At 68.5% G+C, this 24,705-nt stretch carries 20 protein-coding genes and 2 pseudogenes; 15 read left to right on the plus strand and 7 right to left on the minus strand.

Features of this window, described 5'->3' with window-relative positions:
- Nucleotides 1-30 precede the first annotated feature (30 nt).
- Nucleotides 31-369: a tryptophan synthase subunit beta gene (locus Atro_RS11135; protein ID WP_497922288.1), complete on the plus strand. Its 339-nt coding sequence runs from the start codon at nt 31-33 to the stop codon at nt 367-369.
- Between the two features lie 16 nt (nt 370-385).
- Here Atro_RS11135 and Atro_RS11140 read toward each other — a convergent pair whose 3' ends face one another.
- On the minus strand, nt 386-2,326 hold the full coding sequence (locus tag Atro_RS11140) for a bifunctional diguanylate cyclase/phosphodiesterase (protein ID WP_497922290.1): 1,941 nt from the start codon (nt 2,324-2,326) through the stop codon (nt 386-388).
- A gap of 15 nt (nt 2,327-2,341) precedes the next feature.
- Complete coding sequence (gene lapG, locus Atro_RS11145; protein WP_497922292.1) at nt 2,342-3,001, minus strand: cysteine protease LapG; 660 nt, start codon at nt 2,999-3,001, stop codon at nt 2,342-2,344.
- A gap of 222 nt (nt 3,002-3,223) precedes the next feature.
- Between lapG and Atro_RS11150 the strand changes: the two are divergent.
- The 3 genes and pseudogenes from Atro_RS11150 (at nt 3,224) to gshA (ending at nt 7,695) form a co-directional block, all read left to right on the plus strand.
- Nucleotides 3,224-5,538 (plus strand): annotated as a pseudogene (locus tag Atro_RS11150) (Tex family protein).
- Between the two features lie 4 nt (nt 5,539-5,542).
- Nucleotides 5,543-5,932, plus strand: coding sequence for a PaaI family thioesterase (locus Atro_RS11155; RefSeq protein ID WP_497922294.1), 390 nt, complete (start codon nt 5,543-5,545; stop codon nt 5,930-5,932).
- 179 nt (nt 5,933-6,111) lie between these two features.
- Nucleotides 6,112-7,695, plus strand: a complete 1,584-nt coding sequence (gshA, locus tag Atro_RS11160) for a glutamate--cysteine ligase (protein ID WP_497922296.1) — start codon at nt 6,112-6,114, stop codon at nt 7,693-7,695.
- A 5-nt stretch (nt 7,696-7,700) separates the two neighbouring features.
- Here the strand turns inward: gshA and argA are convergent, their stop codons facing one another.
- Complete coding sequence (gene argA / locus Atro_RS11165) at nt 7,701-8,999, minus strand: amino-acid N-acetyltransferase (protein WP_497922298.1); 1,299 nt, start codon at nt 8,997-8,999, stop codon at nt 7,701-7,703.
- Between the two features lie 142 nt (nt 9,000-9,141).
- Nucleotides 9,142-10,289, minus strand: a pseudogene (gene argE, locus Atro_RS11170) (acetylornithine deacetylase).
- A 157-nt stretch (nt 10,290-10,446) separates the two neighbouring features.
- Between argE and Atro_RS11175 the strand changes: the two are divergent.
- From Atro_RS11175 to Atro_RS11200, 6 genes are all read left to right on the plus strand, one after another.
- Nucleotides 10,447-11,928 (plus strand): inorganic phosphate transporter, encoded by a 1,482-nt coding sequence (locus Atro_RS11175; protein ID WP_497922300.1) that lies wholly within the window; start codon nt 10,447-10,449, stop codon nt 11,926-11,928.
- A gap of 16 nt (nt 11,929-11,944) precedes the next feature.
- Nucleotides 11,945-13,309 carry a CYTH domain-containing protein gene (locus Atro_RS11180; RefSeq protein ID WP_497922302.1) on the plus strand — a complete coding sequence of 455 codons (1,365 nt, stop codon included), beginning with the start codon at nt 11,945-11,947 and terminating at the stop codon, nt 13,307-13,309.
- 52 nt (nt 13,310-13,361) lie between these two features.
- Nucleotides 13,362-14,045 carry a DUF502 domain-containing protein gene (locus Atro_RS11185; protein ID WP_497922304.1) on the plus strand — a complete coding sequence of 228 codons (684 nt, stop codon included), beginning with the start codon at nt 13,362-13,364 and terminating at the stop codon, nt 14,043-14,045.
- Between the two features lie 66 nt (nt 14,046-14,111).
- Nucleotides 14,112-15,902, plus strand: a complete 1,791-nt coding sequence (gene tfpB, locus Atro_RS11190; protein WP_497927665.1) for a type IV pilus assembly ATPase TfpB — start codon at nt 14,112-14,114, stop codon at nt 15,900-15,902.
- Between the two features lie 122 nt (nt 15,903-16,024).
- The gene (locus Atro_RS11195) at nt 16,025-16,276 is read left to right on the plus strand and encodes an NfeD family protein (protein ID WP_497922305.1); all 252 of its coding nucleotides are present in this window, start codon (nt 16,025-16,027) and stop codon (nt 16,274-16,276) included.
- Between the two features lie 88 nt (nt 16,277-16,364).
- Complete coding sequence (locus Atro_RS11200) at nt 16,365-16,703, plus strand: DUF2388 domain-containing protein (protein ID WP_497922307.1); 339 nt, start codon at nt 16,365-16,367, stop codon at nt 16,701-16,703.
- Between the two features lie 608 nt (nt 16,704-17,311).
- Here Atro_RS11200 and Atro_RS11205 read toward each other — a convergent pair.
- Nucleotides 17,312-17,980: a YceH family protein gene (locus tag Atro_RS11205; protein WP_497922309.1), complete on the minus strand. Its 669-nt coding sequence runs from the start codon at nt 17,978-17,980 to the stop codon at nt 17,312-17,314.
- A gap of 285 nt (nt 17,981-18,265) precedes the next feature.
- Here Atro_RS11205 and Atro_RS11210 point away from each other — a divergent pair, with 285 nt between their 5' ends.
- From Atro_RS11210 to Atro_RS11225, 4 genes are read left to right on the plus strand one after another with little or no spacing between them, the layout of a single operon-like run.
- Nucleotides 18,266-19,300, plus strand: a complete 1,035-nt coding sequence (locus Atro_RS11210) for an MlaE family ABC transporter permease (protein WP_497927666.1) — start codon at nt 18,266-18,268, stop codon at nt 19,298-19,300.
- Nucleotides 19,297-20,097, plus strand: coding sequence for an ABC transporter ATP-binding protein (locus Atro_RS11215; protein ID WP_497922311.1), 801 nt, complete (start codon nt 19,297-19,299; stop codon nt 20,095-20,097). The genes Atro_RS11210 and Atro_RS11215 overlap by 4 nt, the downstream gene beginning before the upstream one ends.
- Nucleotides 20,097-21,035 (plus strand): MlaD family protein, encoded by a 939-nt coding sequence (locus tag Atro_RS11220; protein ID WP_497922313.1) that lies wholly within the window; start codon nt 20,097-20,099, stop codon nt 21,033-21,035. Before Atro_RS11215 ends, Atro_RS11220 begins: the two co-directional genes overlap by 1 nt.
- Nucleotides 21,032-21,646 (plus strand): ABC-type transport auxiliary lipoprotein family protein, encoded by a 615-nt coding sequence (locus tag Atro_RS11225; RefSeq protein WP_497922315.1) that lies wholly within the window; start codon nt 21,032-21,034, stop codon nt 21,644-21,646. Before Atro_RS11220 ends, Atro_RS11225 begins: the two co-directional genes overlap by 4 nt.
- A gap of 9 nt (nt 21,647-21,655) precedes the next feature.
- On the opposite strand, the gene Atro_RS11230 is transcribed toward Atro_RS11225, so the two are convergent.
- Together Atro_RS11230 and Atro_RS11235 are read right to left on the minus strand one after the other, a co-directional pair.
- Nucleotides 21,656-22,756, minus strand: a complete 1,101-nt coding sequence (locus tag Atro_RS11230; RefSeq protein ID WP_497922317.1) for an IS630 family transposase — start codon at nt 22,754-22,756, stop codon at nt 21,656-21,658.
- A gap of 94 nt (nt 22,757-22,850) precedes the next feature.
- Nucleotides 22,851-23,009, minus strand: a complete 159-nt coding sequence (locus Atro_RS11235) for a YqaE/Pmp3 family membrane protein (protein ID WP_082765970.1) — start codon at nt 23,007-23,009, stop codon at nt 22,851-22,853.
- Nucleotides 23,010-23,135: 126 nt separating this feature from the next.
- Here Atro_RS11235 and Atro_RS11240 point away from each other — a divergent pair, with 126 nt between their 5' ends.
- Nucleotides 23,136-24,596: a sigma-54 interaction domain-containing protein gene (locus tag Atro_RS11240; RefSeq protein ID WP_497922319.1), complete on the plus strand. Its 1,461-nt coding sequence runs from the start codon at nt 23,136-23,138 to the stop codon at nt 24,594-24,596.
- Nucleotides 24,597-24,705: the final 109 nt, after the last annotated feature.

The following is a 24,705-nucleotide window of genomic DNA, read 5'->3' on the forward strand; positions in this document are numbered from 1 at the left end:
CATTCATGGATCAAGCGGGCGGGAGGCTCGATGCTGTACGTGAAACGCGATGCCCACGGCAACCTGCTGCGGGTGGAACAGGCGCCGTTCGAGGGCATGGACGGCGGGATCGACGCGACCGGCCCCGAGGCGCTGGCCTGGAAGGCCGGGCAGGCGGCGCAGGACGGCCTGCTGCAACTGCGCCAGAGCGACCTGGAGATGATCCGGGTGCTCGAAGACCTGATCGAGGTGCTGATCGACAAGGGCGTGCTGCGCATCACCGACCTGCCGGAGGCCGCCCGGGCCAAGCTGGCCGGGCGCAGCCGGGCCCGCGATGCGCTGCAGGGCGTGCAGCGGCTGCTCGACGAGGACGACGGCGGGCTGATCTGAACGCCGGCCCGCTCTGCTACGCCCCCCACGTCCAGGGCGCCGGCTCGCCGAGCCGGCGCCCCTGCCCGCCGGCGAAGCCCATCGCCTGCACGATCCGCCATTCCCCGTCGCTTTCCACCCGCTCGGCGATCAGCGGCAGGTCGATGCTGTGGGTCGCGCGGTACATGGCCTCGATGAACAGCCGCTTGTCGTCCTCGCGGTCGATGTCGCGGATGTAGCTGCCGTCCACCTTGAGGTAAGCGAGGCCGAGCCGAGCCAGGTTGCCGATCAGGCTGAAGCGCCCGCCGAAATGCTGCACGCCCAGGCCACAACCCAGCGCGTGCAGGCGCCGGGCCAGGGCCTCCAGGGCGGCCGGCGCGGGCAGCCGGTCCTCGTCCGCCTCGAGAATCAGCCGTCCGCCCGTGCGGGGATGGCGTTGCAATGTCTCGAACAGCCGCTCGAGCGCCCCGGGATCGCAGAGCGTGGTCCCGGTCAGGCTGAGGGCGAGCCGCCCGTCGTGCGCCTCCAGGTGCTGCAGGACCTGCTCGAGCATCACCAGGTCGAGCCGCGCGCTCCAGCCGAAGCGCTCCAGCCAGGGCAGGAACTGCCCGGCCGGCAGCAAGCGGCCCTGCTCGTCGGGCAGGCGGGCGAGCACCTTGTGATGGAGGATGCCGCCGGCCCCGCCGGCGGCGAGCACCGGCTGGAAGTGCAGCTGGAACAGTCGCTCTGCCAGAGCGCGGTCGAGCCGGCGATACCAGCCGTCCCGCTCGTCGGCCGCCGGCGCCGCGCCGCCGGGCTCGCGGCAGGCCCAGTGCGGTCCGCTCCGGCTGGCGGCCTGGACCAGCGCCTCGTCGAGGGCGCGATACAGCTCGGCCGGCGCCTGGCCGGCGGCGAAGGGCGTCAGGCCGATGTGGGCGACCGGCAGGCGGTCGCAGGCGCCGGTGTGGTAGAGGCTGCTCATGGCCTGATCGAGCCGCTCGGCCAGCCGCTCGGCCGCAGCGCGCTCCAGGCCTGCGGCGAGAAGGGCGAACTCGCCGCCGCGGGTGCGCGCCAGGAGGTCGCGTCCGGCACAGGCCAGGCGCAGCTGCTCGGCCACCGCGACCAGCAGGCGGTCGGCCTGCTGCCCGCCGAGGCGCTGGTTGAGGCCGGTCAGATCGTCGATGCGCAGCAGCAGCATGAAGCCGCTGCTGACCTGTTCCTCGCCGGTCAGCCGCGACTGCAGCTGCAGATCGAAATGGCGGCGGTTGCCGAGCCCGGTGAGGCCGTCGCGATAGGCCTCGGCATGCAGCCGCTCGCTGCGCAGGGCCTCCTCGCGGAACAGCGCCTTGAGCTTTTCCACCATCTGGTTCATCGCCTCGACCACCCGGCGCAGCTCCGGGGTGCGCGGCAGCTCGGACAGGCTGAGGAACTCGCGCCGGGCGATGGCCCGCGACTGCTCGACCAGGTAATCCAGCGGCCGCAGCTGGCGGCGCAGCAGTAGCGCGCCGAGCAGCGCGCTGACCAGCCCGCAGAGCAGCAGCCAGCCGAGCCAGCCCAGCGCACTGCGCCACAGGCGGTCGACGGCGAACAGCGGATGGCTGATCACCTCGACCCGCGCCGCCTGCTGCCAGCCGCGGCTGACCAGGGCATCGGCGCCCTCGGCACGCAGGCCGACCAGCCGGGCGAACCACGCCGGGGCGCCGCCGCTGCCGGGCCCGCCCTGGCGCTCGACGATCACCGTGCCGTCCAGGCCGACCACCCGGATGCTGGAGTAGTAGCCGCTGTCGAAGATCGAGCTGACCATCAGCTCGACCATCGCCGGGTCGTCGATGTGCGGCGCGAGGGACAGGCCCAGCGCCGTGGCGGCATCCTGGGCATGGGCGCGCAGCTGGTTGGCGTACTGGCCGCGCGAGGTTTCCAGGCTGACCACGAAGCTGCCGGCGAAGGCGACCAGCAGGAACAGGCAGATGGCGAGCAACAGCTGTTTGAACAGCGACATTTCGGCTCCTAATTCCTAATGCTGCAGCGGGAAACCCTCGGCCTGCATCTTCTTCAGCAGATCCTGCCAGCGCGACAGCCGCTTGCTGTCGCCGACCTTCTTGTCGCCCGCACCGCCGGGCAGCCAGAGGCCCTCGCCGTTGAAGGCATACACCGGCAGCAGGTCGTCGCGCCGGCTGGCCGGGAGGATCTCGCCGACCAGATTGTCGAGCACCAGCGGCACCGCGTCCGGACGCGGGTAGTAGGTGAGCACCATGTGCGCCTGGTTCAGCCGCAACGCCTTGACGTAGGTGATGCGCAGCTTGCCGGCCGGTACGCCGAGGCGGCGCAGGCTGACGTACTTGGCGATGGCGAAGTCCTCGCAATCGCCGGCGCCGCGGCGCAGCGCCTCGACCGGCGTGGCCCAGTAGTCGGCCTGGCGCCAGAGCACGGCATCGTCGGTGAACTGCAGGCGCAGGTTGAAGAAATCGTTGACGGCGCGCAGTTGGTCCGGCTCGCCGTCCGCGGCGCTGCCGGCCAGCAGCTCCTGCCAGGCGACCAGCCGCGCGCGCCCTTCGCCCAGCGGTCCGTAGAGCTGCTCCGCCCGGGCGAGGATGCGGGCGAAATCCCACTCCTGAGCCAGTGCGCCGAGCAGGCCGCCGAGGAACAACCCCAGCACCGCGACGGCGGCGCCCATCCGACTTCTGCGCGGTCGCCTCGGGCGGAACATTCGGCTGCAATCCCGTTGAAAGGGCGAACCGGTAGACTCGCCCGACACATGGCCCTATGCCATCAAAGACTCGCATGGTGGACAGCCGCCCGGAAAAACACAAGGCCGCCGCGCTGGCGTCCGGCCGTTATAATCGCCCTCCCTTTCGTGGCCGCTGCGGCCACCTTCCCCGCCCAAGCAGGAAGTCGTATGGACAGCATCAACGCCCGCATCGCCGAAGAGCTCGGCGTCCACCCGCAACAGGTCGCCGCCGCCGTGGCGCTGCTCGACGAAGGCGCCACCGTGCCCTTCATCGCCCGCTACCGGAAAGAAGTGACCGGCAGCCTCGACGACACCCAGCTGCGTACCCTGGAGGAGCGCCTGCGCTACCTGCGCGAGCTGCAGGAGCGGCGCACGGCGATTCTTTCCAGCATCGAGGAACAGGGCAAGCTGACCCCGGAGCTGGCCCGCGAGATCAATTTGGCCGACACCAAGACGCGCCTGGAAGACCTCTACCTGCCGTACAAGCAGAAGCGCCGCACCAAGGGCCAGACCGCCCTGGAAGCCGGCCTCGGCGCGCTGGCCGACGCGCTGTTCGGCAATCCCGAGCTGGCCCCCGAGGCCGAGGCGGCGCGCTTCGTCAACGCCGAGAAGGGCTTCGCCGACGTGAAGGCGGTGCTGGAAGGCGCCAAGTACATCCTCATGGAGCGCTTCGCCGAGGACGCCACCCTGCTCGACCGGCTGCGCGGTTTCCTCAAGAGCGAGGCCACCCTGAGCGCCCGCCTGGTCGCCGGCAAGGAGCAGGAAGGCGCCAAGTTCAGCGACTACTTCGAGCACGACGAGCCGCTCAAGGGCGCGCCCTCGCACCGCGCCCTGGCGATCTTCCGCGGCCGCAACGAGGGCGTCCTGAGCGTCGCCCTCAAGGTCGGCGAGGAACTGCCCGGCAGCATGCACCCCTGCGAGGGGATGATCGGCGAGCGCTTCGGCCTCGACAACCGCGGCCGCGCCGCCGACAAGTGGCTGGCCGAGGTGGTGCGCTGGACCTGGAAGGTCAAGCTCTACACCCACCTGGAAACCGACCTGTTCGGCGAGCTGCGCGAGGCGGCCGAAACCGAGGCGATCTCGGTGTTCGCCCGCAACCTGCACGACCTCTTGCTCGCCGCCCCGGCCGGCCCGCGGGTGACCCTGGCCCTCGACCCCGGCCTGCGCACCGGCTGCAAGGTCGCCGTGGTGGACGCCACCGGCAAGCTCTTGGACACCGCCACCGTCTACCCGCACGCGCCGAAGAACGACTGGGACGGCACCCTGGCGACGCTCGCCAAACTGTGCGCCAAACATGCGGTGGAGCTGATCGCCATCGGCAACGGCACGGCGAGCCGCGAGACCGACAAGCTGGCCGGCGAGCTGATCAAAAAGCACCCGGCGCTGAAGCTCACCAAGATCATGGTCAGCGAGGCCGGCGCCTCGGTGTACTCGGCCTCCGAGCTGGCCGCCCGGGAATTCCCCGAACTCGACGTGTCGCTGCGCGGCGCGGTGTCCATCGCCCGCCGCCTGCAGGACCCGCTGGCCGAGCTGGTGAAGATCGAGCCCAAGGCCATCGGCGTCGGCCAGTACCAGCACGACGTCTCCCAGTTGCAGCTGGCGCGCTCGCTGGACGCGGTGGTCGAGGACTGCGTGAACGCCGTCGGCGTCGACGTCAATACCGCCTCGGCCGCGCTGCTGGCGCGCATTTCCGGCCTCAACGCGACCCTGGCGGGCAACATCGTCGCCTACCGCGACGCCAACGGCGCCTTCAAGAGCCGCGCCGAGCTGAAGAAGGTGCCGCGCCTGGGCGAGAAGACCTTCGAGCTGGCCGCCGGCTTCCTGCGCGTGATGAGCGGCGACAACCCGCTGGACGCCTCGGGCGTGCACCCGGAGGCCTATCCGGTGGTCAAGCGCATCGCCGCCGACACCGGCCGCGATATCCGTTCGCTGATCGGCGACTCGGGCTTCCTCAAGCGCCTCGACCCTGCCAGATTCACCGACGAGACCTTCGGCCTGCCGACCGTCACCGACATCCTCAAGGAACTGGACAAGCCCGGCCGCGACCCGCGCCCGGAGTTCAAGACCGCCGAGTTCCAGGACGGCGTCGAGAGCCTCAAGGACCTGGTGCCGGGGATGATCCTCGAAGGCGTGGTGACCAACGTGACCAACTTCGGTGCCTTCGTCGACATCGGCGTGCACCAGGACGGTCTGGTGCACATCAGCGCGCTGTCGGAGAAGTTCGTCAAGGACCCCTACGAGGTGGTCAAGGCCGGCGACATCGTCAAGGTCAAGGTCATGGAGGTGGACATCCCGCGCAACCGCGTCGGCCTGTCCATGCGCATGGGCGACACCCCGGCGAGAAGGTCGACGGCCCGCGTGGCGGCGGCAAGCCGCGCGGCAATGCGCCGCGCAGCGAGCGCCATTCCGGCCAGGACAAACCGGCGCCGGCGAACAACGCCATGGTCGCGCTGTTCGCCAGCGCCAAGCAGTTGAGGAAGTGAACCCGTGAGCATGCAAGAAGAAGAAATTGGCCGGAGCAGCGCCTTCGGGCGCCTGCTCGGCCTGGAGATCCTCGCCGCTGGCGGCGGCGAGGCGACGGTGCGCCTGGCCATGCACGACGGCCTGCGCAACCTGCACGGCAAGCTGCACGGCGGCGCGCTGTTCTCGCTGATCGACAGCGCCATGGGCCAGGCCAGCCACAGCCTGGGCGACGGTACCCCGGACAGCGTCACCCTGGAGTGCAAGGTCAACTACATCCGCCCGGTCAGCGAGGGCGAGCTGACCTGCCGCGCCTGGGTCGAGCACAACGGCAAGCGCACCCAGGTGATCGAGGCCGAGGTGCACCAGGCCGGCAAGCTGGTGGCCAAGGCGCTGGCCACCTTCGCCCGCCTGTAGGCATTCCGCTGCCCAGCCCTGGGCAGGATGGGAAACGGCCGCCGGCCTTTCCCACCGCAAGCGGGCCCGCGCGCCTGTCTGCCGCCGCCATTTCCCCTCCGGCCCGGGGCCGACGATACTTGTATAGCCGTCCGTCAGTCCCCATATCGGGCCGACTCAGTGCCTGAAGGAATCCGAACTTGAGCGAGCTACTTTCCCGCCGCCTGGCCCTGCTGGGCGAGCCCGCCAACCAGTCCCTGCTCAGGCACTGCCTGCACGGCATCGAGCGGGAATGCCTGCGCGTCGACGCCATCGGTCAGCTGGCGCAGACCCCGCATCCGCCGGCGCTGGGCTCGGCGCTGACCCATGCGCAGATCACCACCGACTACTCCGAGGCGCTGCTGGAGTTCATCACCCCTGCGGCAACCGACCCGGCGGCGACCCTCGCCGAGCTGGAGCGCATCCACCGCTTCGCCGATGCCCAGCTCGACGGCGAATACCTGTGGAGCCCGTCGATGCCCTGTCCGCTGCCGGCGGAAGAGGCCATCCCCATCGCCCGCTACGGCAGCTCCCATATCGGCCGGCTCAAGCACGTCTACCGCAAGGGGCTGGCGCTGCGCTACGGCAAGACCATGCAGTGCATCGCCGGCATCCACTACAACTTCTCCCTGCCGGAAGCGCTCTGGCCGCTGCTGCAGCAGGCCGAGGGCGACACGCGCAGCGTCCGCGACTTCCAGTCCGAGCGCTACATCGCGCTGATCCGCAATTTCCGCCGCTACAGCTGGCTGCTGATGTACCTGTTCGGCGCCTCGCCGACGCTGGACAAGAGCTTCCTGCGCGACCGCCCGCACCACCTGCACGAGCTCGACGCCGAAACCCTCTACCTGCCCTGGGCGACCAGCCTGCGGATGAGCGATCTGGGCTACCAGAACAACGCCCAGGCCGGCCTGACCCCCTGCTACAACGATCTGGCCAGCTACACCGACAGCCTGCGCCGGGCGGTCTCCACGCCCTACGCGCCCTACGCCGAGATCGGCACCCGGCGCGACGGCGAATGGTTGCAGCTCAACACCAACGTGCTGCAGATCGAGAACGAGTACTACTCGAACATCCGCCCCAAGCGCGTCACCGGCAGCGGCGAGCGGCCGATCCAGGCGCTGGTCGCCCGCGGCGTGCAGTACGTCGAGGTGCGCTGCCTGGACATCGACCCCTTCCTGCCGCTGGGCATCGACCTCGACGAGGCGCGCTTCCTCGACGCCTTCCTGCTGTTCTGCGCCTTCGAGGACAGCCCCTGCCTGGCTCCGGACGAGTGCGCCGGCTGCACCGCCAACTTCCTCAAGGTGGTCAAGGAGGGGCGCCGCCCCGGCCTGCACCTGCAGCGCCAGGGCAAGCCGGTGCTCTTCGCCGACTGGGCCGGCGAGCTGCTCGAACGCCTGCAGCCCTGTGCCGAGCTGCTCGACCGGGCCTACGGCGGCGACGGCTACGCGAGCGCCCTGCATGCCCAGCAGGCCAAGCTCGCCAACCCCGCGCTCACCCCCTCGGCGCGCGTCCTCGCGACCCTGCGCGAACGCGGCGAAAGCTTCCGCGCCTTCGCCCTGCGCCAGAGCCTGGCCCACGCCGAAACCTTCCGCGCCCGCCCGCTGGGCGAGGAGGAACGCCAGGCCTTCGAGGCCGAGGCCCGTGCCTCGCTGGCCGAGCAGGCCGAGCTGGAACGCCGCGACACCGGCAGCTTCGACGACTTCGTCGCCGCCTACCAGGCGAGCATCCAGACCGCCGGGGCCTGAGCCTCCTACAACGCCTTCTCGAACACCTTCGACTGCCGCTGGTAGTTGTACAGCGAGGCGCGCGCCGCCGGCAGGCGTTCGACGCCGCTGGGCTGGAAGCCGCGCTCGCGGAACCAGTGGGCAGTGCGGGTGGTGAGCACGAACAGGGTCTTGAGCCCCATCGCCCGGGCGCGGGCCTCGATGCGTTCGAGCAGCTCGTCGCCGCGCCCGCCGTGGCGGTACTCGGGATTCACCGCCAGGCAGGCCAGCTCGCCGGCCGCGGAGTCGGCGATCGGATAGAGCGCGGCGCAGGCGATGATCAGGCCGTCGCGCTCGACGATACTGAACTGGCCGATCTCGCGCTCCAGCACCTCGCGCGAGCGGCGCACCAGGATGCCCTGCTCCTCCAGCGGGCGGATCAGTTCGAGCAACCCGCCGACGTCCTCGATGGTCGCCTCGCGCAGCTTCTCGAACTGCTCCTGGGTGACCAGGGTGCCACCGCCTTCGCGGGTGAACAGCTCGGTGAGCAGCGCGCCGTCCTCGGCGTAGCTGACCATGTGGCTGCGCGGCACGCCGGCGCGGCAGGCCTGGGCGGCGGCATCGAGCAGCTCGCCCTGGTAGTCGCTGCCGAGACGCGCCAGATGCGTCGGCACCTGCTGCGGGCGCAGCTCGCGGATCAGCGCGCCCTGCTCGTCGAGCAGGCCCGACTCGGCGCCGAACAGCAGCAGCTTGTCGGCGCCCAGGTCGATGGCCGCGCGGGTCGCCACGTCCTCGCAGGCGAGGTTGAAGATTTCCCCGGTGGGCGAATAGCCCAGGGGCGAGAGCAGCACGATGGCGCGCTCGTCGAGCTGGCGGCCGATGCCCTTGCGGTCGATCCGCCGTACCTCGCCGGTGTGCAGATAGTCGATGCCGTCGACCACGCCGATCGGCCGGGCGGTGACGAAGTTGCCGCCGACCACCCGCAGCCGGGCGCCCTGCATCGGCGAGGCGGCCATGTCCATCGACAGGCGCGCCTCGATGGCCATGCGCAGGCTGCCGACCGCGTCGATCACGCATTCCAGGGTCTGCGCGTCGGTGATCCGCAGGTCGCGGTGGTAGCGCGGGATCAGCCCGCGGGTGGCGAGGCGCGCCTCGATCTGCGGGCGCGAGCCGTGCACCAGCACCAGGCGCACGCCGAGGCTGTGCAGCAGCACCAGGTCGTGGACGATGTTGCCGAAGTTGGGATGCTCGACGCCCTCGCCCGGCAGCATGACCACGAAGGTGCGCTCGCGGTGGGCGTTGATGTAGGGGGAGGCGTGGCGGAGCCAGTTGACGTAGTCGCGCATGGAAAACCTGTCGATGGAAAACGCGTATCTGCGGTCGTGTGCAGGAGCGAGGCAATAGTGCCCAATCAGTAGGGTGGATGGCCGGAGCCATCCACCATGGTGGACAAGCCTGCGGCGTTGTCCACCCTACGAACTGCGCCGCTCAGGCGGGATTCAGACAATAATGCCCGATCAGCTGGCGCAGCAGCTGCACGGTCGGCGCGATCCGCGCCAGCTCCAGGTATTCGTCCGGCTGGTGGGCACAGGCGATGTCGCCGGGGCCGAGGATCAGCGTCTCGCAGCCGAGCTGCTGCAGATAGGGCGCCTCGGTGCCGAAGGCCACCGCCTCCGCGCGGTGCCCGGTGAGGCGCTCGGCGAGCTGCACCAGCTCGCTGCCGGCCGCCTGTTCGAACGGCGGCAGGCCGGGGAACAGCGGGGCGTAGTCGAGACGCACGCCGCGCCGCTCGGCCAGCGGCTGCAATTTTCCGCGGATCGCCGCGCGCAGCTGCTCGGGGTCCATGCCCGGCAGCGGCCGCAGGTCGAACTCCAGGGCGCACTGGCCGCAGATGCGGTTGGGGTTGTCGCCGCCGTGGATGCAGCCGAGGTTGAGGGTCGGCTGCGGCACGTTGAACAGCGGGTTGCGGAATTCGCGCTGCCACTGGCCGCGCAGTTCGAGCAGCGCGCCGATGGCCTCGTGCATCGCCTCCAGGGCGCTGTTGCCGAGGCTGGGATCGGAGGAATGGCCGCTTCGCCCGTGGATGTCGATGCGCTCCATCATCACCCCCTTGTGCAGGCGGATGGGCCTGAGCCCGGTCGGTTCGCCGATCACCGCGGCGCGGCCGAGCGGCTGGCCGGCGGCGGCCAGGGCACGGGCCCGGCCATCGAGCTTTCCTCGTCGCAGGTGGCGAGGATCAAGAGCGGCTGGCGGAACGGCTGGTCGAGCAGCGGCCTGACCGCCTCGATGGCCAGCGGGAAGAAGCCCTTCATGTCGCAGCTGCCGAGACCGTACCAGCGGTCGTCGGCCTCGCGCAGGGCCAGCGGGTCGCTCTGCCACAGCGCGGCGTCGAAGGGCACGGTGTCGCTGTGGCCGGCCAGCACCAGGCCGCCGGGACCCGTGCCGTAGGTGGCGAGCAGGTTGGCCTTGCCGGGGGCGATGTCCTGGATCTCGCAGGCGAAGCCGAGGTCGCCGAGCCAGCTCGCCAGGCGCTCGATCAGCGGACGGTTGGGCAGGTCCAGGGCGGCCTGGGTGCAGCTCACCGACGGCAGGGCGATCAGCTCGGCGAACTGCTGCTTGAGCGGGGGAATGGGCATCGACGGGCTTCCTGACAGGGCATGCGCCCATCATAGGCCGAGGCGCCGGGCGAAGGAACGCCGGTCGCCATTCGTCCCGGACGGTCACGACCCGGCACGGGAACCACCCGCATCTGGCATAATCGCGCCCCCCTTACCGTGCGGTCACAAAACCTTCATGTTCGATCTTTTCAGCGGACTGGACGCCTGGGTCGCGATCAGCCTGATCCTCGCCCTGCTCTTCGTCCTGACCTTCGAGTTCATCAACGGTTTCCACGACACCGCCAATGCCGTCGCCACCGTGATCTATACCAAGGCCATGCCGCCCCACATGGCGGTGGTTTTGTCCGGCTGCTTCAACTTTCTCGGCGTGCTGCTCGGCGGTGTCGGCGTGGCCTACGCCATCGTCCACCTGCTGCCGGTGGAGCTATTGATCAACGTCGATACCAGCCGCGGCCTGGTGATGGTGTTCGCCCTGCTCAGCGCGGCCATCGCCTGGAATCTCGGCACCTGGTACTTCGGCATTCCCGCCTCCAGCTCGCACACCCTGATCGGCTCGATCCTCGGCGTCGGCCTGGCCAATGCCCTGCTCACCGACATTCCCCTGGGCGAAGGGGTGAACTGGCAGAAGGCGATCGACATCGCACTGTCGCTGATCTTCTCGCCGCTGGCCGGCTTCGCCGTCGCCGCGCTGATGCTGCTGGGACTGCGCTGGTGGAGACCGCTCAGCAAGATGCACGAAACGCCGAGCGAGCGCCGGGCGCGCCGGGAAGGCCGGGGCAAGAAGCGCCCGCGGTTCTGGAACCGTCTGGTGCTGGTGGTTTCCGCCATGGGCATGAGCTTCGTGCACGGCTCCAACGACGGTCAGAAGGGCATCGGCCTGATCATGCTGGTGCTGATCGGCATCGTCCCGACCAAGTTCGTCCTCGACCTGAACAGCACCACCTACCAGATCGAGCGGACCCGCGACGCAGCGGTCCACCTCAGCCAGTTCTACCAGCGCAACCACGATGAGCTGCGCGACTACCTGGCGCTCGGCAAGCACAACGGCACCGAACTGCCGAAGCACTTCCGCTGCGATCCCCAGCTCACCGAGCCGACCATCGCCGCCCTGCTGGGCGCCCTGGCGGGCATCTCCGACTACAAGAGCATGCCTGCCGAGCAGCGCATCCAGGTGCGCCGCTACCTGCTCTGCCTGGACGACACGGCCAAGCGGGTCGGTCGCCTGAAAAACCTGCCGGCCCGCGAGAAGGTCGACCTGGACAAGCTGCGCAAGGACCTCACCGCCACCACCGAGTACGCGCCCTTCTGGGTGATCCTGGCGGTCGCCCTGGCCCTGGGCCTGGGCACCATGATCGGCTGGAAGCGCGTGGTGCTCACCGTCGGCGAGAAGATCGGCCGCCAGGGCATGACCTATGCCCAGGGCATGTGCGCGCAGGTCACCGCCGTCAGCGCCATCGGCCTGGCCAACGTCTTCAGCCTGCCGGTGTCTACCACCCATGTGCTGTCCTCGGGCGTCGCCGGCACCATGGTCGCCAATCGCAGCGGCTTGCAGGGCGACACCGTACGCCACATCCTGACCGCCTGGGTGCTCACCCTGCCGGCCTCGATGTCGCTCGCGGCGGGCCTCTTCTGGCTGGGCACCCTGCTGTTCGCGTGAGCAACCGGAGTCGACGATGGTCAAGGAAACCGAAATCAAGCTGCGGGTCAGCCGCGCCACTCTCGCCGCGCTGCGCGAGCATCCCCTGCTGAAGGCGCGCAGCGAGCACGGCTGGCAGCGCCACGAGCTGTTCAACCAGTACTACGACACCCCGGCGCGGGACCTGGCCCGCGCGCGAGTCGCCCTGCGCCTGCGGCGCGACGGCGAGCAGTACATCCAGACCCTGAAGAGCCGCGGCCAGAGCGTCGCCGGGCTGTCCGAACGCAACGAATGGGACTGGTATTTGGATGAGCCCCGGCTGGACCCGGCGCGGCTCGACGACCAGTGCTGGCCGGCGGAACTGGCCGGCCTGGACAAGGCCGCCCTGCAGCCGCTCTTCAGCACCGATTTCGTCCGCGAGAAGGCCGATCTGGTCTGGCAGCGCGACGGGCAGCGGATCGCCGTCGAGGCGGCGCTGGATCTGGGCAGGGTGGTCGCCGGCCCGCGCGAGGAGGAAATCTGCGAGCTGGAGCTGGAGCTGCGCGAGGGCGAACCCGTCGCGCTGCTGGAGCTGGCCCTCGCCCTGGCCGCCGACCTGCCGCTGATGCCCTGCGACATCAGCAAGGCCGAGCGCGGCTACCGGTTGTTCGATCCGGCCAGCTACGCCCTCGCCCTGCCGGTGCCGACCCTCGGCACGGAGCTGCCGCTGGACGAGGCCTTCGCGCTCCTGGCCTGGCATCTGCTCGGCAGCAGCCAGCGGCTGGCCGAACAGTACCGCTTCAGCGGCCACTGGAAACTGCTGGAACAATGGCTCGCCCAGCTGATCGACCTGCGCGCCCTGCTCGGCAGTCTCGGCCAGGCTGCTCCGCGGGCCAGCTCCAGCGGGCTGCGCGCCGCCCTGGACGCGCTGATCCAGGACTGGCGGCCGACGCTGGCCGCTGGCCAGGACGACGAAGCCGAGCGTCAGGCGGCCCCGGCCCGCTTCGCTGCCGAGCTGGAACAGCCCCGCTGGGGACTGTTCTCGCTGGAGGCCTCGCGCTGGCTGTTGACCCGCGCCTGGACCGCCCGGCGCAGCGCCACCGGCCAGCGCCAGGGCGCCGCGCCGCTCGGCCGCTGGCTGACGCACCTGCTGGCCGACGAGGCGCAGGCCTTGCCGCTGCCGCGCTACCGGCAGCAGCCGGAAGGCCTAACGGAACAACTTCCGCGTCTCGAGCGTATGCTAGTCTGGCTGCGCCTTGCCCGCACTGCGCTGAAAATGCCCGAGCCAGACCGCTTGTACGGCGAACTGGTCAAGCTCGGCGAACTGGCCGCCCGCCCGCTGGACGACGAGCTGCGCGAGCGGCGCGCCGCCCAGGCGCAGACCGTGGCGACCCTGAAACCTTGGAAAGCGCTGCTGAAATAGGCTCCCGCCGGCAGGGCGGGCCCTGCCGCGCGATTCCGTCCGGACGCACGCAATGTTCAAGCTAAGTCTCAAAACGATCTTCGCCACCTGGCTGACCGGCCTCCTGGCGCTCCTGCCGCTGACCCTGACCCTGGTGCTGGTGGGCTGGATCGTCAGTCTGCTGAACCGCCTGATCGGCCCCTCCACCCTCGCCGGGCAGATCTCCGCGGGCCTCGGCCAGTACTTCGTGAGCAACCCGTCGCTGGCCTACCTGTTCGGCGGCTTCGTGCTGCTCGCCTGCCTCTATCCGCTGGGCCTGGCCGTGCAACTGGGCCTGCGCGGGCCGCTGACCCGGCTGATCGACGTCACCCTGCGGCGCACCCCGCTGATCGGCCAGCTCTACAACCTGGCGGACCGCTTCGTCGCCCTGCTGGACAAGGACAAGAACCCCGACATCGGCGCCATGAGCCCGGTCTGGTGCTTCTTCGGCGGCGACGGCACCGCCGTGCTGGCGCTGCTGCCGAGTCCCGCGCCGATCGAGATCGAGGGACGCAGCTACCATGCCATTCTGGTGCCCACCGCGCCGATCCCGGTCGGCGGCGGGCTGCTCTACGTGCCGGTGGACTGGGTGCGCCCGGCGAACATGGGCATCGACGAACTGACCAGCATCTATGTCTCCATGGGCCTCACGCCCCCCTCCAAAGCCAGGGCCCGGCGCGATCAGAGCCTCGACCTGGATCACGGAAAAGGCCTCTGAAGCCGCCCGGCGCTTCGCCCCGGCGGCCCCATCGGGCATGCTGGCGGGCGATGCAGAACCACCGAGATCCCGCATGCCTTCCATCGCTTCTTCCCCGGGGACCGCTGGCTCGACCTGGGCGACCTGCTGCGCGAGCTGGTCGCCGAAGGCCGGATCGGCCAGGACAGTGCCGAGCAGTGCCTGGCGATCCGTCGCAGCGCGCTGAACAACCAGCAGCATCCCCTGGAGTTCCTCGCCGCCCAGCAGCTCGACGACCGTCGTCAGCCCGGCCGCAAGCTGGACCTGGAAAGCCTCACCCAGTGGCTGGCCGTACACGCCGGGCAGCCCTACCTGCGCATCGACCCGCTGAAGATCGACGTCGCCGCGGTCACCCCGCTGATGTCCTATGCCTTCGCCCAGCGCCACAAGATCCTCGCGGTGGCGGTCGGCCCGGACAGCGTCACCGTCGCCAGCGCGCAACCCTTCGTCAGTGCCTGGGAGGCCAACCTAACCCACGTGCTCCGGCGGCCGATCCGCCGGGTGGTGGCCAATCCGGCGGAGATCCAGCGCTTCACCGTGGAGTTCTACCGCCTGGCCAAGTCGGTCAGCGGCGCCTCGGCCACGGAACAGAAGATCAGCGGCATCGGCAACTTCGAGCAGTTGCTCAAGCTCGGCGCGGCGGACCAGGAGCCGGACGCCAACGACGCGCACATCGTCACCATCGTCGACTGGCTGTTCCAGTACGCCTTCCAGCAGCGCGCCAGCGACATCCATATCGAGCCGCGCCGCGAGCAGGGCTCCGTGCGCTTTCGCATCGACGGCGTGCTGCACAACGTCTACCAGTTCCCGCCGCAGGTAACCATGGCGGTGGTCAGCCGGCTGAAAACCCTCGGCCGGATGAACGTCGCCGAGAAGCGCAAGCCGCAGGACGGCCGGGTCAAGACCAAGGCCCCGGACGGCGGCGAGATCGAGCTGCGCCTGTCCACCCTGCCGACCGCCTTCGGCGAGAAGCTGGTGATGCGCATCTTCGACCCCGAGGTATTGCTGAAAAGCTTCGACGCCCTCGGCTTCTCCGCCGACGACCTGCGCCGCTGGCAGAGCATGACCGCCCAGCCCAACGGCATCATCCTGGTCACCGGGCCGACCGGCTCGGGCAAGACCACGACCCTCTACACCACGCTGAAACAATTGGCGACGCCGGAGGTCAACGTCTGCACCATCGAAGACCCCATCGAGATGATCGAACCGGCGTTCAACCAGATGCAGGTGCAGCACAACATCGACCTGACCTTCGCCAGCGGCGTGCGTGCGCTGATGCGCCAGGACCCGGACATCATCATGGTCGGCGAGATCCGCGATCTGGAAACCGCCGAGATGGCCATCCAGGCGGCGCTCACCGGCCATCTGGTGCTCTCCACCCTGCACACCAACGACGCCCCCAGCGCCATCACCCGCCTGCTCGAGCTGGGCGTGCCCTACTACCTGATCAAGGCCACCCTGCTCGGGGTCATGGCCCAGCGCCTGGTGCGCACCCTGTGTCCGCACTGCAAGGCGCCGGTCACGCTCGACGCGGCCGACTGGCAGGGACTGACCCGTCCCTGGAACGCCCCGCTGCCGAGCGGAGCGCAGCGGGCGGTGGGCTGCCCGGAATGCCGCGACACCGGCTACCGCGGGCGTGCCGGGGTCTACGAGATCATGCTGCTGAACGATGCCATCAAGCCGCTGATCGGCGCCGACACCGACCTGCTCGCCCTGCGTCGTACCGCCTTCAAGGACGGCATGCGCAGCCTGCGCCTGTCCGGCGCCCTGAAGGTCGCCGCCGGAGCGACCACCCTGGAGGAGGTCATGCGCGTCACCCCACAGAGCGAGCAGCGCTGACCCGGCAGGATTCGCCCCCGACACTGCCCTTTCTCTAGCCACCGCCACGGAGCCCCCATGCCAAGCCATCGCATTGCCTGTTCACCTCCCGGCCCGGCCTGTGCCGGCCTGCGGAGTCACCGATGCTGCTGACCTTTCTGCAAGGGCTGTCGCCCTGGCACTGGCTCGGCCTCGGCATCCTGCTGCTGATCCTCGAAGTCTTCGATGCCGGCGGCTACCTGCTGTGGACGGCCCTGGTCGCCACCGGCCTCGCCGTGCTGCTGCAGGTCCTGCCCGACCTGTCCTGGAAGCTGCAGCTGCTGCTGTTCTTCAGCCTGTCGATACCGCTGCTGCTGCTCTGGAAACACTGGCGCCGGCATCTGCTGGACCGCTGATCGGACCGGCTGCCTCCGCGCCCCTGGTCGGGGGAACTCGAACCCCAGCGGAGTGATCTCATTTAGGCATCATTCCCTGGAGTTCCTCATGAAAAGCAAGATCGCCGGCCTCGCCGTCACCCTCGCCATCCTCCCCTTCGGCGTAGTGCAGGCCCACGACGATGACTTCCTGCGCGACATCATCTCTTCCGGCCTCACCACCGCCTCGACCTACCTGACCGTCAAGGATGACAAGCTGATCGTTGCCGCCCAGGAGGACGCCGGCAGCTTCGTGGCCAGCGACGGACAGATCCGCGGCCCCTATCTGGAAGCGGCGCTGCAGCAACTGCGCGAGAGCAACCCGCACCTGCAGGCCAGCGACATGGAACTGGCCAGCGCGATCCTCGCCAGCCAGAACGAAACCCCGGCGCGCTTTTCCAGCCAGTGAGGCCGGACTGAGCGCCGGTAACAGCCGGGCGTTACCCCCAAGAGTGGTGGGTGCCCGGCTGTTACCCCTTTCTGTGCTATGGGTAGCGAATTTGGGTGAAACGGAAACAGATTTTCCCCTTCGCAGACCTGGCAGAAAGAGGCATTTTTATTAACTTTATGATTTTAAAGGTTTTTATTTTTTGGCACGGGTAATGCTCTATCTCATGCACAACAAAAATAAAAAATGGCACTGCTAGAACAACAACATGAAACGACTCTGACATAACAAAAATAAGCACGGCAGAGACGGCGCAAACTGATTTTTTTGGAGAGGATACGCGTTCTGGGGTCAAGGCCCCGCAGCCGGACAGAGAACAATAAAACTACCTTGAGGTAGCGCCCGGACTGGTTGGATCACCTGGTGGTCATCGCGATATCGGCGATCAAAGAAATACGTTTGCTCTTGGTCCCGGTTGGGGCTGACTGAAGCATCTTCAGGGTGGCGGTCGACAAGAACAACAACAGATCGAGCACAAGAAGAACAAAGCACAAAGTCGATTTGGAGGGGAGCCTAGGCTCCCCTCTGTGCTTTGGGCGAATCCCTCGCGCGAGGGAGGCCCTTCCCGTTCACTGCGGCGTTGCACCCGCCGACATCCCTTCCAGTTTCGCCAGCCGCTCCTCCAGTTCGGCGATGCGCGCCTCCAGTGCCTCGATCCGTCCTCCGGCCATTGCGTCGCCACTACCCACTTGGCTCGCACGCGCGGTCAGCAGCTCCTCCAGATCCTCCGGCGTGCCCAGCAGGTGCATGTAGCGCTCTTCGCGCTGCCCTGCCTGACGCGGCAGCCGACAGACCAGATCGCGGCCGATCAGCCGCTCCAGCTGATGCTGCAGATCCTCGCCATCCTCGAAGCCGTGCAGACGGGCACTGCGGGTCAGCAGCTCGTTGACCGTCTGCGGGCCACGCAACAGCAGCAGCCCGACCAGCGCCAGCTGCGGCGGCGTGAGCTGCAGGGCCTTGTCGAGACGCTGCTCCCAGCGGTCCGCCCGGCTGCCCATGACCAGTTGCACCAGCGCTTGCTCCTCCAACTGGCGCAGGCTCTGGCCGACCTGTCCCGCGCCGAGGTTCATCAAAGGCTCGCGGCTGGTCTTCTGGTTGCAGGCGAGCAACAGGGCATTGAGGGTCAGCGGGTAGCTTTCCGGCGTAGTCGCCTGTTTCTCGATCAGGCTGCCCAGGATGCGTACCTCGACGGCACTGAGCGGTACTCGGGCAGTCTGTGTTTCGGAGCGGTCGGACATGACGGAACATCCTCGCATGAAAAGCCCCTAGCCTAGCGGCAGAGCCACGGCCTTGAACATATCCGGGCGTACCGCCTGGCGCATGCTGTGATCGAAAAAGGGGACTGCTATGATCCGTCCGAGACTCGTCGTGAACCCCAGCACAATGGCGACATGCGCAGGACAACGATGCACCCGACTCCCTCACCGCCAGGTCAGCTGCAGCTGCACGGCGCCGGCCAGCCCCCCGGGCTGAGCATCGCCGGCGACTGGACGCTGCAACACTACCCGCGCCTGAAGCGTGAGATCGAGCGCACCCGGCCGCAACTCGATGCCGCCTGCCCGGTCGAGCTGGACGGTCTGGGCGCCCTCGACACCGCCGGCGCCGGCCTGCTCGTGGAACTGCTCGGCGCCGCGCGTCTCGCCGACGTCGCCCGCTGGGCGCCGCAGTTGCCGGCCGAACGCCAGGCCCTGCTGCGCACGGTCGCCATGGCCGTGGCCGCGTCGGCCGCCGCCCCCGAAGAGGAACCGGAGCGCTCCACCCTACGCGACGAACTGGCCCACATCGGTCGGGTGGTCGAGATGCTCTGGGAGCAGCAGCGCACCCTGTACGGATTCATCGGCCTGACCCTGAGCACCCTGCTGCTGAGCCTGCCGCGCCCGTGGCGCTGGCGCATCACCCCGCTGGTGGCGCACATGGAGCGGACCGGCCTGGACGCCGTGCCCATCGTCGCCCTGCTGACCTTCATGGTCGGTGCGGTGGTGGCCTTTCTCGGCGCCACCGTACTCGGCCAGTTCGGCGCCACCATCTACACCGTCAACCTGGTGGCCTACTCCTTTCTGCGCGAATTCGGCGTGCTGCTCTGCGCCATCCTGATGGCCGGCCGCACTGCCAGCGCCTTCGCCGCCCAGATCGGGTCGATGAAGGCCAACGAGGAAATCGACGCGATCCGCGCCATCGGTCTCGACCCGATCGAACTGCTGGTCCTGCCGCGGGTGCTGGCGATGCTGGTGACCCTGCCGATCCTCACCTTCATCGCCATGCTCTGCGGCATCCTCGGTGGCCTGGCGGTCTGCGTTCTGGCGCTGGATATCTCGCCGGTGCAGTACTTCGCCATCCTCGAGCAGGAAATCCCCGTCAACCATTACCTGGTAGGCCTTGGCAAGGCGCCGCTGTTCGCCTTCCTGATCGCCGTGATCGGCTGTCTGGAAGGCTTCAAGGCCGGCGGCAGCGCCCAGTCGGTCGGCGAACGCACCACCTCCAGCGTGGTGCAGTCGATCTTCATGGTGATCCTGCTGGACGCCCTGGCCGCCCTGTTCCTCATGGAGATGGGCTGGTGAGCGCCGGCCTGCCGCCGCAGGAGCCCCTGATCCGGGTGCGCGGCCTGGTCAACCGTTTCGGCCGGCAGACGGTGCACGACGGTCTCGACCTGGACATCCGCCGTGGCGAGATCCTCGGCGTGGTCGGCGGCTCCGGCACCGGCAAGTCGGTCCTGCTGCGCAGCATCGTCGGCCTGCAGCGGCCCAGCGCCGGGCGCATCGAGGTGTTCGGCGAGGACCTGCTGGCCCTGCCGGCCACGCAGCGCTCCCGGCTGGAGCGGCGCTTCGGAGTGCTCTTCCAGCAGGGCGCCCTGTTCACCTCGCTGAACCTCGAGGAGAACGTCGCCCTGCCGCTGATCGAGCATGCCGGGCTGTCGCGCCCCGATGCCGGGCACCTGGCCCGGCTCAAGCTGGCGCTGGCCGGACTGCCGGCCAACGCCGCCGGCAAGTACCCGGACGAGCTGTCCGGCGGGATGGTCAAGCGCGCCGCCCTGGCTCGCGCCCTGGCGCTGGACCCGGAGGTGCTGTTCCTCGACGAGCCGACTGCCGGGCTCGACCCGATCGGCGCGGCGGCCTTCGACCGGTTGCTGCTGACCCTGCGCGATGCCCTCGGCTTCAGCGTGTTCCTGGTCACCCACGACCTCGACACCCTGTACACCAGCTGCGACCGGGTCGCGGTGCTGGCCCAGAAGCGCGTGCTGGTCGCCGACCGCCTGGCGGTGGTGGCGGCCATCGACGACCCCTGGATTCGCGAATACTTCCACGGCCCGCGCGGCCGCGCGGCACAACAGGCCGCCGAACTGCAGGAGACTCCCTGATGGAAACCCGCGCTCATCATGTGCTGATCGGTCTGTTCACCGTCGTGGCGGTGGTCGCCGCCCTGCTCCTCGCCCTCTGGCTGAGCAAGTCCAGCCTGGACCGCGAGTTCGACCATTACGAGATCCTGTTCAACCACTCGGTGAGCGGCCTGGGCGTCGGCAGCCCGGTGGAATACAGCGGCATTCGAGTCGGCGACGTGGAACAGCTCTGGCTCGACCCCGAGGATCCGCGCATGGCCCGCGCGCGCATCCGCATCGACAGCGGCACGCCGGTCAAGCGGGACACCCACGCCCGCCTGCTGCTGGCCAACATCACCGGCGCCCGCAGCATCCAGCTGTTCGGCGGCACGCCGCAAAGCCCGCGCCTCGAAGGCGAAGGCGGCAAGCCACCGCTGATCGTCGCCGACCCTTCGCCGCTCAGCACCCTGCTCGACGAGGGCGAGGACGTGATGGGTAGCATCAACAGCATCCTGAACGGTGCCGCTCATCTCTTCTCGACGGAAAATGCCGGCCGCCTCGGCCGCACCCTGGAGCACCTCGAAGAGGCCACCGGCGCACTCGCCGAACAACGCACCGACCTGGGCCTGGCGATGCAGCAGCTCAACCAACTCGGCCAGCAGACCAGCCGCCTGCTCGAGGAGACCACCCGCCTGGCGCGCAATGCCAATGGCCTGCTGGACGACAACGGCCGTCAGCTGCTGACTAGCGCGCAACGCTCGATGAGCGCCCTCGAGCGCAGCACTACGCGCCTGGATCGCCTGCTGGAAGACAACCAGCAGGCGTTGAACAGCGGCATGAACGGCATCGCCGACCTGGGGCCGGCGATCAGCGAGCTGCGCGCCACCCTCGGCGGCTTGCGCCGGGTCACCCGCCATCTGGAAGACAACCCCTCCGGCTTCCTCTTCGGCCGAGAGCAGATGCAGGAGTTCGCGCCATGAGTCGCCCCCCCTTTGCCCTGCTCCTCCTGCTCGGCAGCCTGAGCGCCTGTTCGGTGCTGCCCGAGGCCGAACCGATCCACGTCTACCGCCTGCCCGGCGAGCCGCTCCAAACCCAGGCCGCCACTGCCCGCCTCGCCCAGTCGCTGCGCATCTCCACCCCCAAGGCCGACCGCATGCTCGGCAGCGCGCGCATCGCGGTGATGCCGGAAGGCAACCGGATCAGCGCCTACCAGGGCGCCCGCTGGAGCGACGACGCGCCGACGCTGCTGCGCGACCGGCTGATCGAGGCCTTCCGCGAGGACGGCCGCACGGCCTCGGTGAGCAGCGACGACAACCACCTGTACGCCGATCTGGAGCTGCTCGGCGACCTGCGCCGCTTTCAGAGCGAATACGTCGACGGCAAGCCGCAGGTAAGGATCAGCCTCGACGTCAATCTGGTGCACAGCGCCAGCCAGCGCATCCTCGCCAGTCGCCGCTTCGAGGTGCGCCAGAACGCCCGCGACGAACGGCTCGACAGCGTGGTCGCGGCCTTCGGCACGGCCGGCGACCAACTGAGCCGGCAACTGGTGGACTGGACGCTGACCCAGGGTGGACGCCTGGCCGGACGCTAGTGTGGTGAATCACAAGTTCGCTTCATTATTATTTCTTTGCAAGGCTCGAGCAGCCCTGCCGACAGAGGCCAGGATTTCACCTGCTCCCTTACTCCAGCGGAAAGGCCTTGGATTCTGGTTGTAGGTCGCCAGGTAATACTCGATGGACTGCTCGAGATCCTTCACGCTGGTATGGGCCTGGCGCTTTATCCACTTCTGGGTGAGCATCGAGAAAAAGCGCTCCACCCGATTCAGCCATGACGCAGACGTCGGGGTGAAATGCACGTGATAACGCGGGTGCGCGACAAGCCAGGCACGCACCTTGTCGGTCTTGTGCACGGCATAGTTATCCATGATCAGGTGGATGGCCTTGTCGCTCTTGACCGTTTCCTCGATGGCCCTGAGAAACTCCAGGAATTCTGCGCTGCGGTGACGGCGCTTGAGACGTCCGATCACCTCGCCGGTGGCCACATCCAGGGCGGCAAACAAGGACGTCGTGCCATGGCGCTGATAATCATGGGTACGGGTCGCCGGATACCCAGGCTCCAGCGGCAGCCCCGGCTGTGTTCGATTGAGCGCCTGGATCTGGCTTTTCTCATCGACACACAGTACCAGCGCTTTATCAGGGGGATTTAGATAGAGCCCGACGATATCCTGCACCTTGTCGACAAAGGCAGGATCGGTGGACAGCTTGAAGGTGTGCTCCAGGTGGGGCTTGAGCCCGAAGGCTCGCCAGATACGCTGTACGCTCGCCGGTGAAATATGGGTGGCCTTGCTCATCCGGCGCGAGCTCCAATGACTGGCATCGTCGGGCCTGGTCTGCCGCACCCGGTCGACCACTTCCTGGACCTTTTCATCACTGATGCTGCGTGGGCGGCCTGAGCGCGGCTCGTCATTGAGGCCTTGCAGGCCCAAACGGGCGAAGCGAAGGCGCCACCTCGAAACGGTTTGCGCCGTAATGCCAAGCCGTCGAGCAATGGAAGAGCCGGACTCGCCTCGAGCGCAGGACAGAATGATCTCGGCGCGCAGCTGCATATCGGCAGGCCCCTTGTGCCTGGCTCGGCGGCGGGTGAGTTCGGCATGCTCTTGTTCGGTCAGTTCGATCCGAACGGCTGGGCGGCCTGTTTTCATCGCATGCCCTCCGAAAAACTCTGTCAGCTCCGCGGTAGACAAGATTTATCCTGAGTAGTTGTGATTCACCACACTAGTTCCCGAGGAAGGCCGCTCAGCGTTTGGCGATGATGTACACCGCATGGATGATGCCCGGCAGGTAGCCGAGCAGGGTCAGCAGGATGTTCAGCCAGAAGGCGCCGGCGAAGCCGACCTGCAGGAACACGCCGAGCGGCGGCAGCAGGATGGCGATGAGAATGCGCAGCAGGTCCATGGAAGTTCTCCGTCCAGTACCAAGAGAGGTCTTCCCTGAATCGACCCGCCTCGCTCTCCGGGGTTCCTTGGCGCCTGTCGCCGGCACTGGCCATACTTGCCCGGCAGCCGGCACAGGAGCTCTTTCATGGCGATCACCCACCGCGATCTCGACGAAAACGGCCTGCTGATCGGCGTGTCGCCGGAGCGCTTTCGCGAACTGGCCATGCCCCTGCTGTTCGACCAGTTGAACGCCCGCTGCGAAGGCACCATCGCCGTCAACCGCCAGGCGCAGATCGTCTGGATCAACGACAAGTACGCCGCCCGGCTGGGCGTGGCCGACCCGCGCGACGTGCTCGGCCGGCCCGTCGAGGAGATCCTCCCGGCCAGCCGGCTGCGCCAGGTCGCACAAGGCGGCCTGCCGCCCGTGCTCGACCTGATGGCCTTCGGCGACGAGCACTTCGTGGTCACCCGGATGCCTCTGCGCGATGAAGGCGGCACCCTGGTCGGCGCCATCGGCTTCGTCCTGCTCGACCGGGCGCGCCAGCTGGAGCCGCTGATCGCCCAGTACAACCAGTTGCAGAACCGCCTGGCCGCCACCCAGCGCGAACTGGCGCAGGCGCGCCAGGCGCGCTACAGCATTGCCGGCTTCATCGGCACCAGCCCGGCCGCCGGCGAACTCAAGCGCCAGGCTCGGCGCGCCGCGCAGCTGGACGCCACGCTGCTGTTGCGCGGCGAGACCGGCACCGGCAAGGAACTGCTCGCCCAAGGCATCCACAACCTCTCACCGCGTGCCCGAGGCCCCTTCGTCGCGCTCAACGTGGCGGCCATTCCCGACAGCCTGCTGGAAGCCGAACTGTTCGGCACCAGCCCCGGCGCCTATACCGGCGCCGAGCGCAAGGCGCGGATCGGCAAGTTCGAGCTGGCCGACGGCGGCACCCTGTTCCTCGACGAGATTGGCGACCTGGCGCCATCCCTGCAGGCCAAGCTGTTGCGGGTGCTGCAGGAGCAGGAGATCGAGCCGCTCGGCTCGAACCGGCTGAAACGGATCGACGTGCGGGTAATCGCTGCCACCCATGTCGACCTGGAAGCCCGGGTCAGCGCCGGAGCCTTCCGGGCCGACCTCTATTACCGTCTGAACGTGCTGAGCCTGCGCTTGCCGCCGCTGCGCGAGCGCCGCGAGGATATTCCCCCGCTTGCCGAGCACCTGCTCGACGAGATCGCCAGTCGTTCCGGCCAGCCGCGGATCGAGTTGGACGAAGCGGCGCTGGCAGTACTGACCGCTCAACCCTGGCCTGGCAATGTCCGGGAGCTGGGCAACCTGCTGGAGCGCGCCCAGTTGTTGCAGACCGACGGCAAGCCCTTGGATCGCCAGTCGCTGCTCACCCTGCTCGCGGGCACGCCACCGGCCTGCGCAGAGACGGCGCCTGCCGCTGACGACAGGGCCATCCGCCCGCTGGCGCACAGCTTGGCCGATGCCGAACGCAGCGCTCTGCTGACCGCTCTCGCCGTCTGCCAAGGCAACCGGCGGCGTGCCGCCCAGAGTCTCGGCATCGCCCGCGCCAGCCTGTACAACAAGCTGCGTCAACACGGACTCGACAAGCGTTGAGCTGCCCCCTTGTCCCACCGAATGGACAATCCGTGTGTCCATAAGGCTGGACATGTCCTGGCAGCCGATGGCTGTCGCCGTACGCACCCTGCCTGTAAATGGCATATTC

The sequence above is a fragment of the Azotobacter tropicalis genome (assembly GCF_059739045.1).

Coding starts and splice junctions, on each gene's coding strand:
- argA (WP_497922298.1), bottom strand. CDS start 8,999: ATGCGCGACTACGTCAACTGGCTCCGCCACGCCTCCCCCTACATCAAC.
- Atro_RS11235 (WP_082765970.1), bottom strand. CDS start 23,009: ATGGACCTGCTGCGCATTCTCATCGCCATCCTGCTGCCGCCGCTCGGC.
- lapG (WP_497922292.1), bottom strand. CDS start 3,001: ATGGGCGCCGCCGTCGCGGTGCTGGGGTTGTTCCTCGGCGGCCTGCTC.
- Atro_RS11205 (WP_497922309.1), bottom strand. CDS start 17,980: ATGTCCGACCGCTCCGAAACACAGACTGCCCGAGTACCGCTCAGTGCC.
- Atro_RS11140 (WP_497922290.1), bottom strand. CDS start 2,326: ATGTCGCTGTTCAAACAGCTGTTGCTCGCCATCTGCCTGTTCCTGCTG.
- Atro_RS11195 (WP_497922305.1), top strand. CDS start 16,025: ATGCTGCTGACCTTTCTGCAAGGGCTGTCGCCCTGGCACTGGCTCGGC.
- Atro_RS11240 (WP_497922319.1), top strand. CDS start 23,136: ATGGCGATCACCCACCGCGATCTCGACGAAAACGGCCTGCTGATCGGC.
- Atro_RS11200 (WP_497922307.1), top strand. CDS start 16,365: ATGAAAAGCAAGATCGCCGGCCTCGCCGTCACCCTCGCCATCCTCCCC.
- Atro_RS11135 (WP_497922288.1), top strand. CDS start 31: ATGCTGTACGTGAAACGCGATGCCCACGGCAACCTGCTGCGGGTGGAA.
- Atro_RS11225 (WP_497922315.1), top strand. CDS start 21,032: ATGAGTCGCCCCCCCTTTGCCCTGCTCCTCCTGCTCGGCAGCCTGAGC.
- Atro_RS11230 (WP_497922317.1), bottom strand. CDS start 22,756: ATGAAAACAGGCCGCCCAGCCGTTCGGATCGAACTGACCGAACAAGAG.
- Atro_RS11220 (WP_497922313.1), top strand. CDS start 20,097: ATGGAAACCCGCGCTCATCATGTGCTGATCGGTCTGTTCACCGTCGTG.
- Atro_RS11180 (WP_497922302.1), top strand. CDS start 11,945: ATGGTCAAGGAAACCGAAATCAAGCTGCGGGTCAGCCGCGCCACTCTC.
- Atro_RS11185 (WP_497922304.1), top strand. CDS start 13,362: ATGTTCAAGCTAAGTCTCAAAACGATCTTCGCCACCTGGCTGACCGGC.
- Atro_RS11175 (WP_497922300.1), top strand. CDS start 10,447: ATGTTCGATCTTTTCAGCGGACTGGACGCCTGGGTCGCGATCAGCCTG.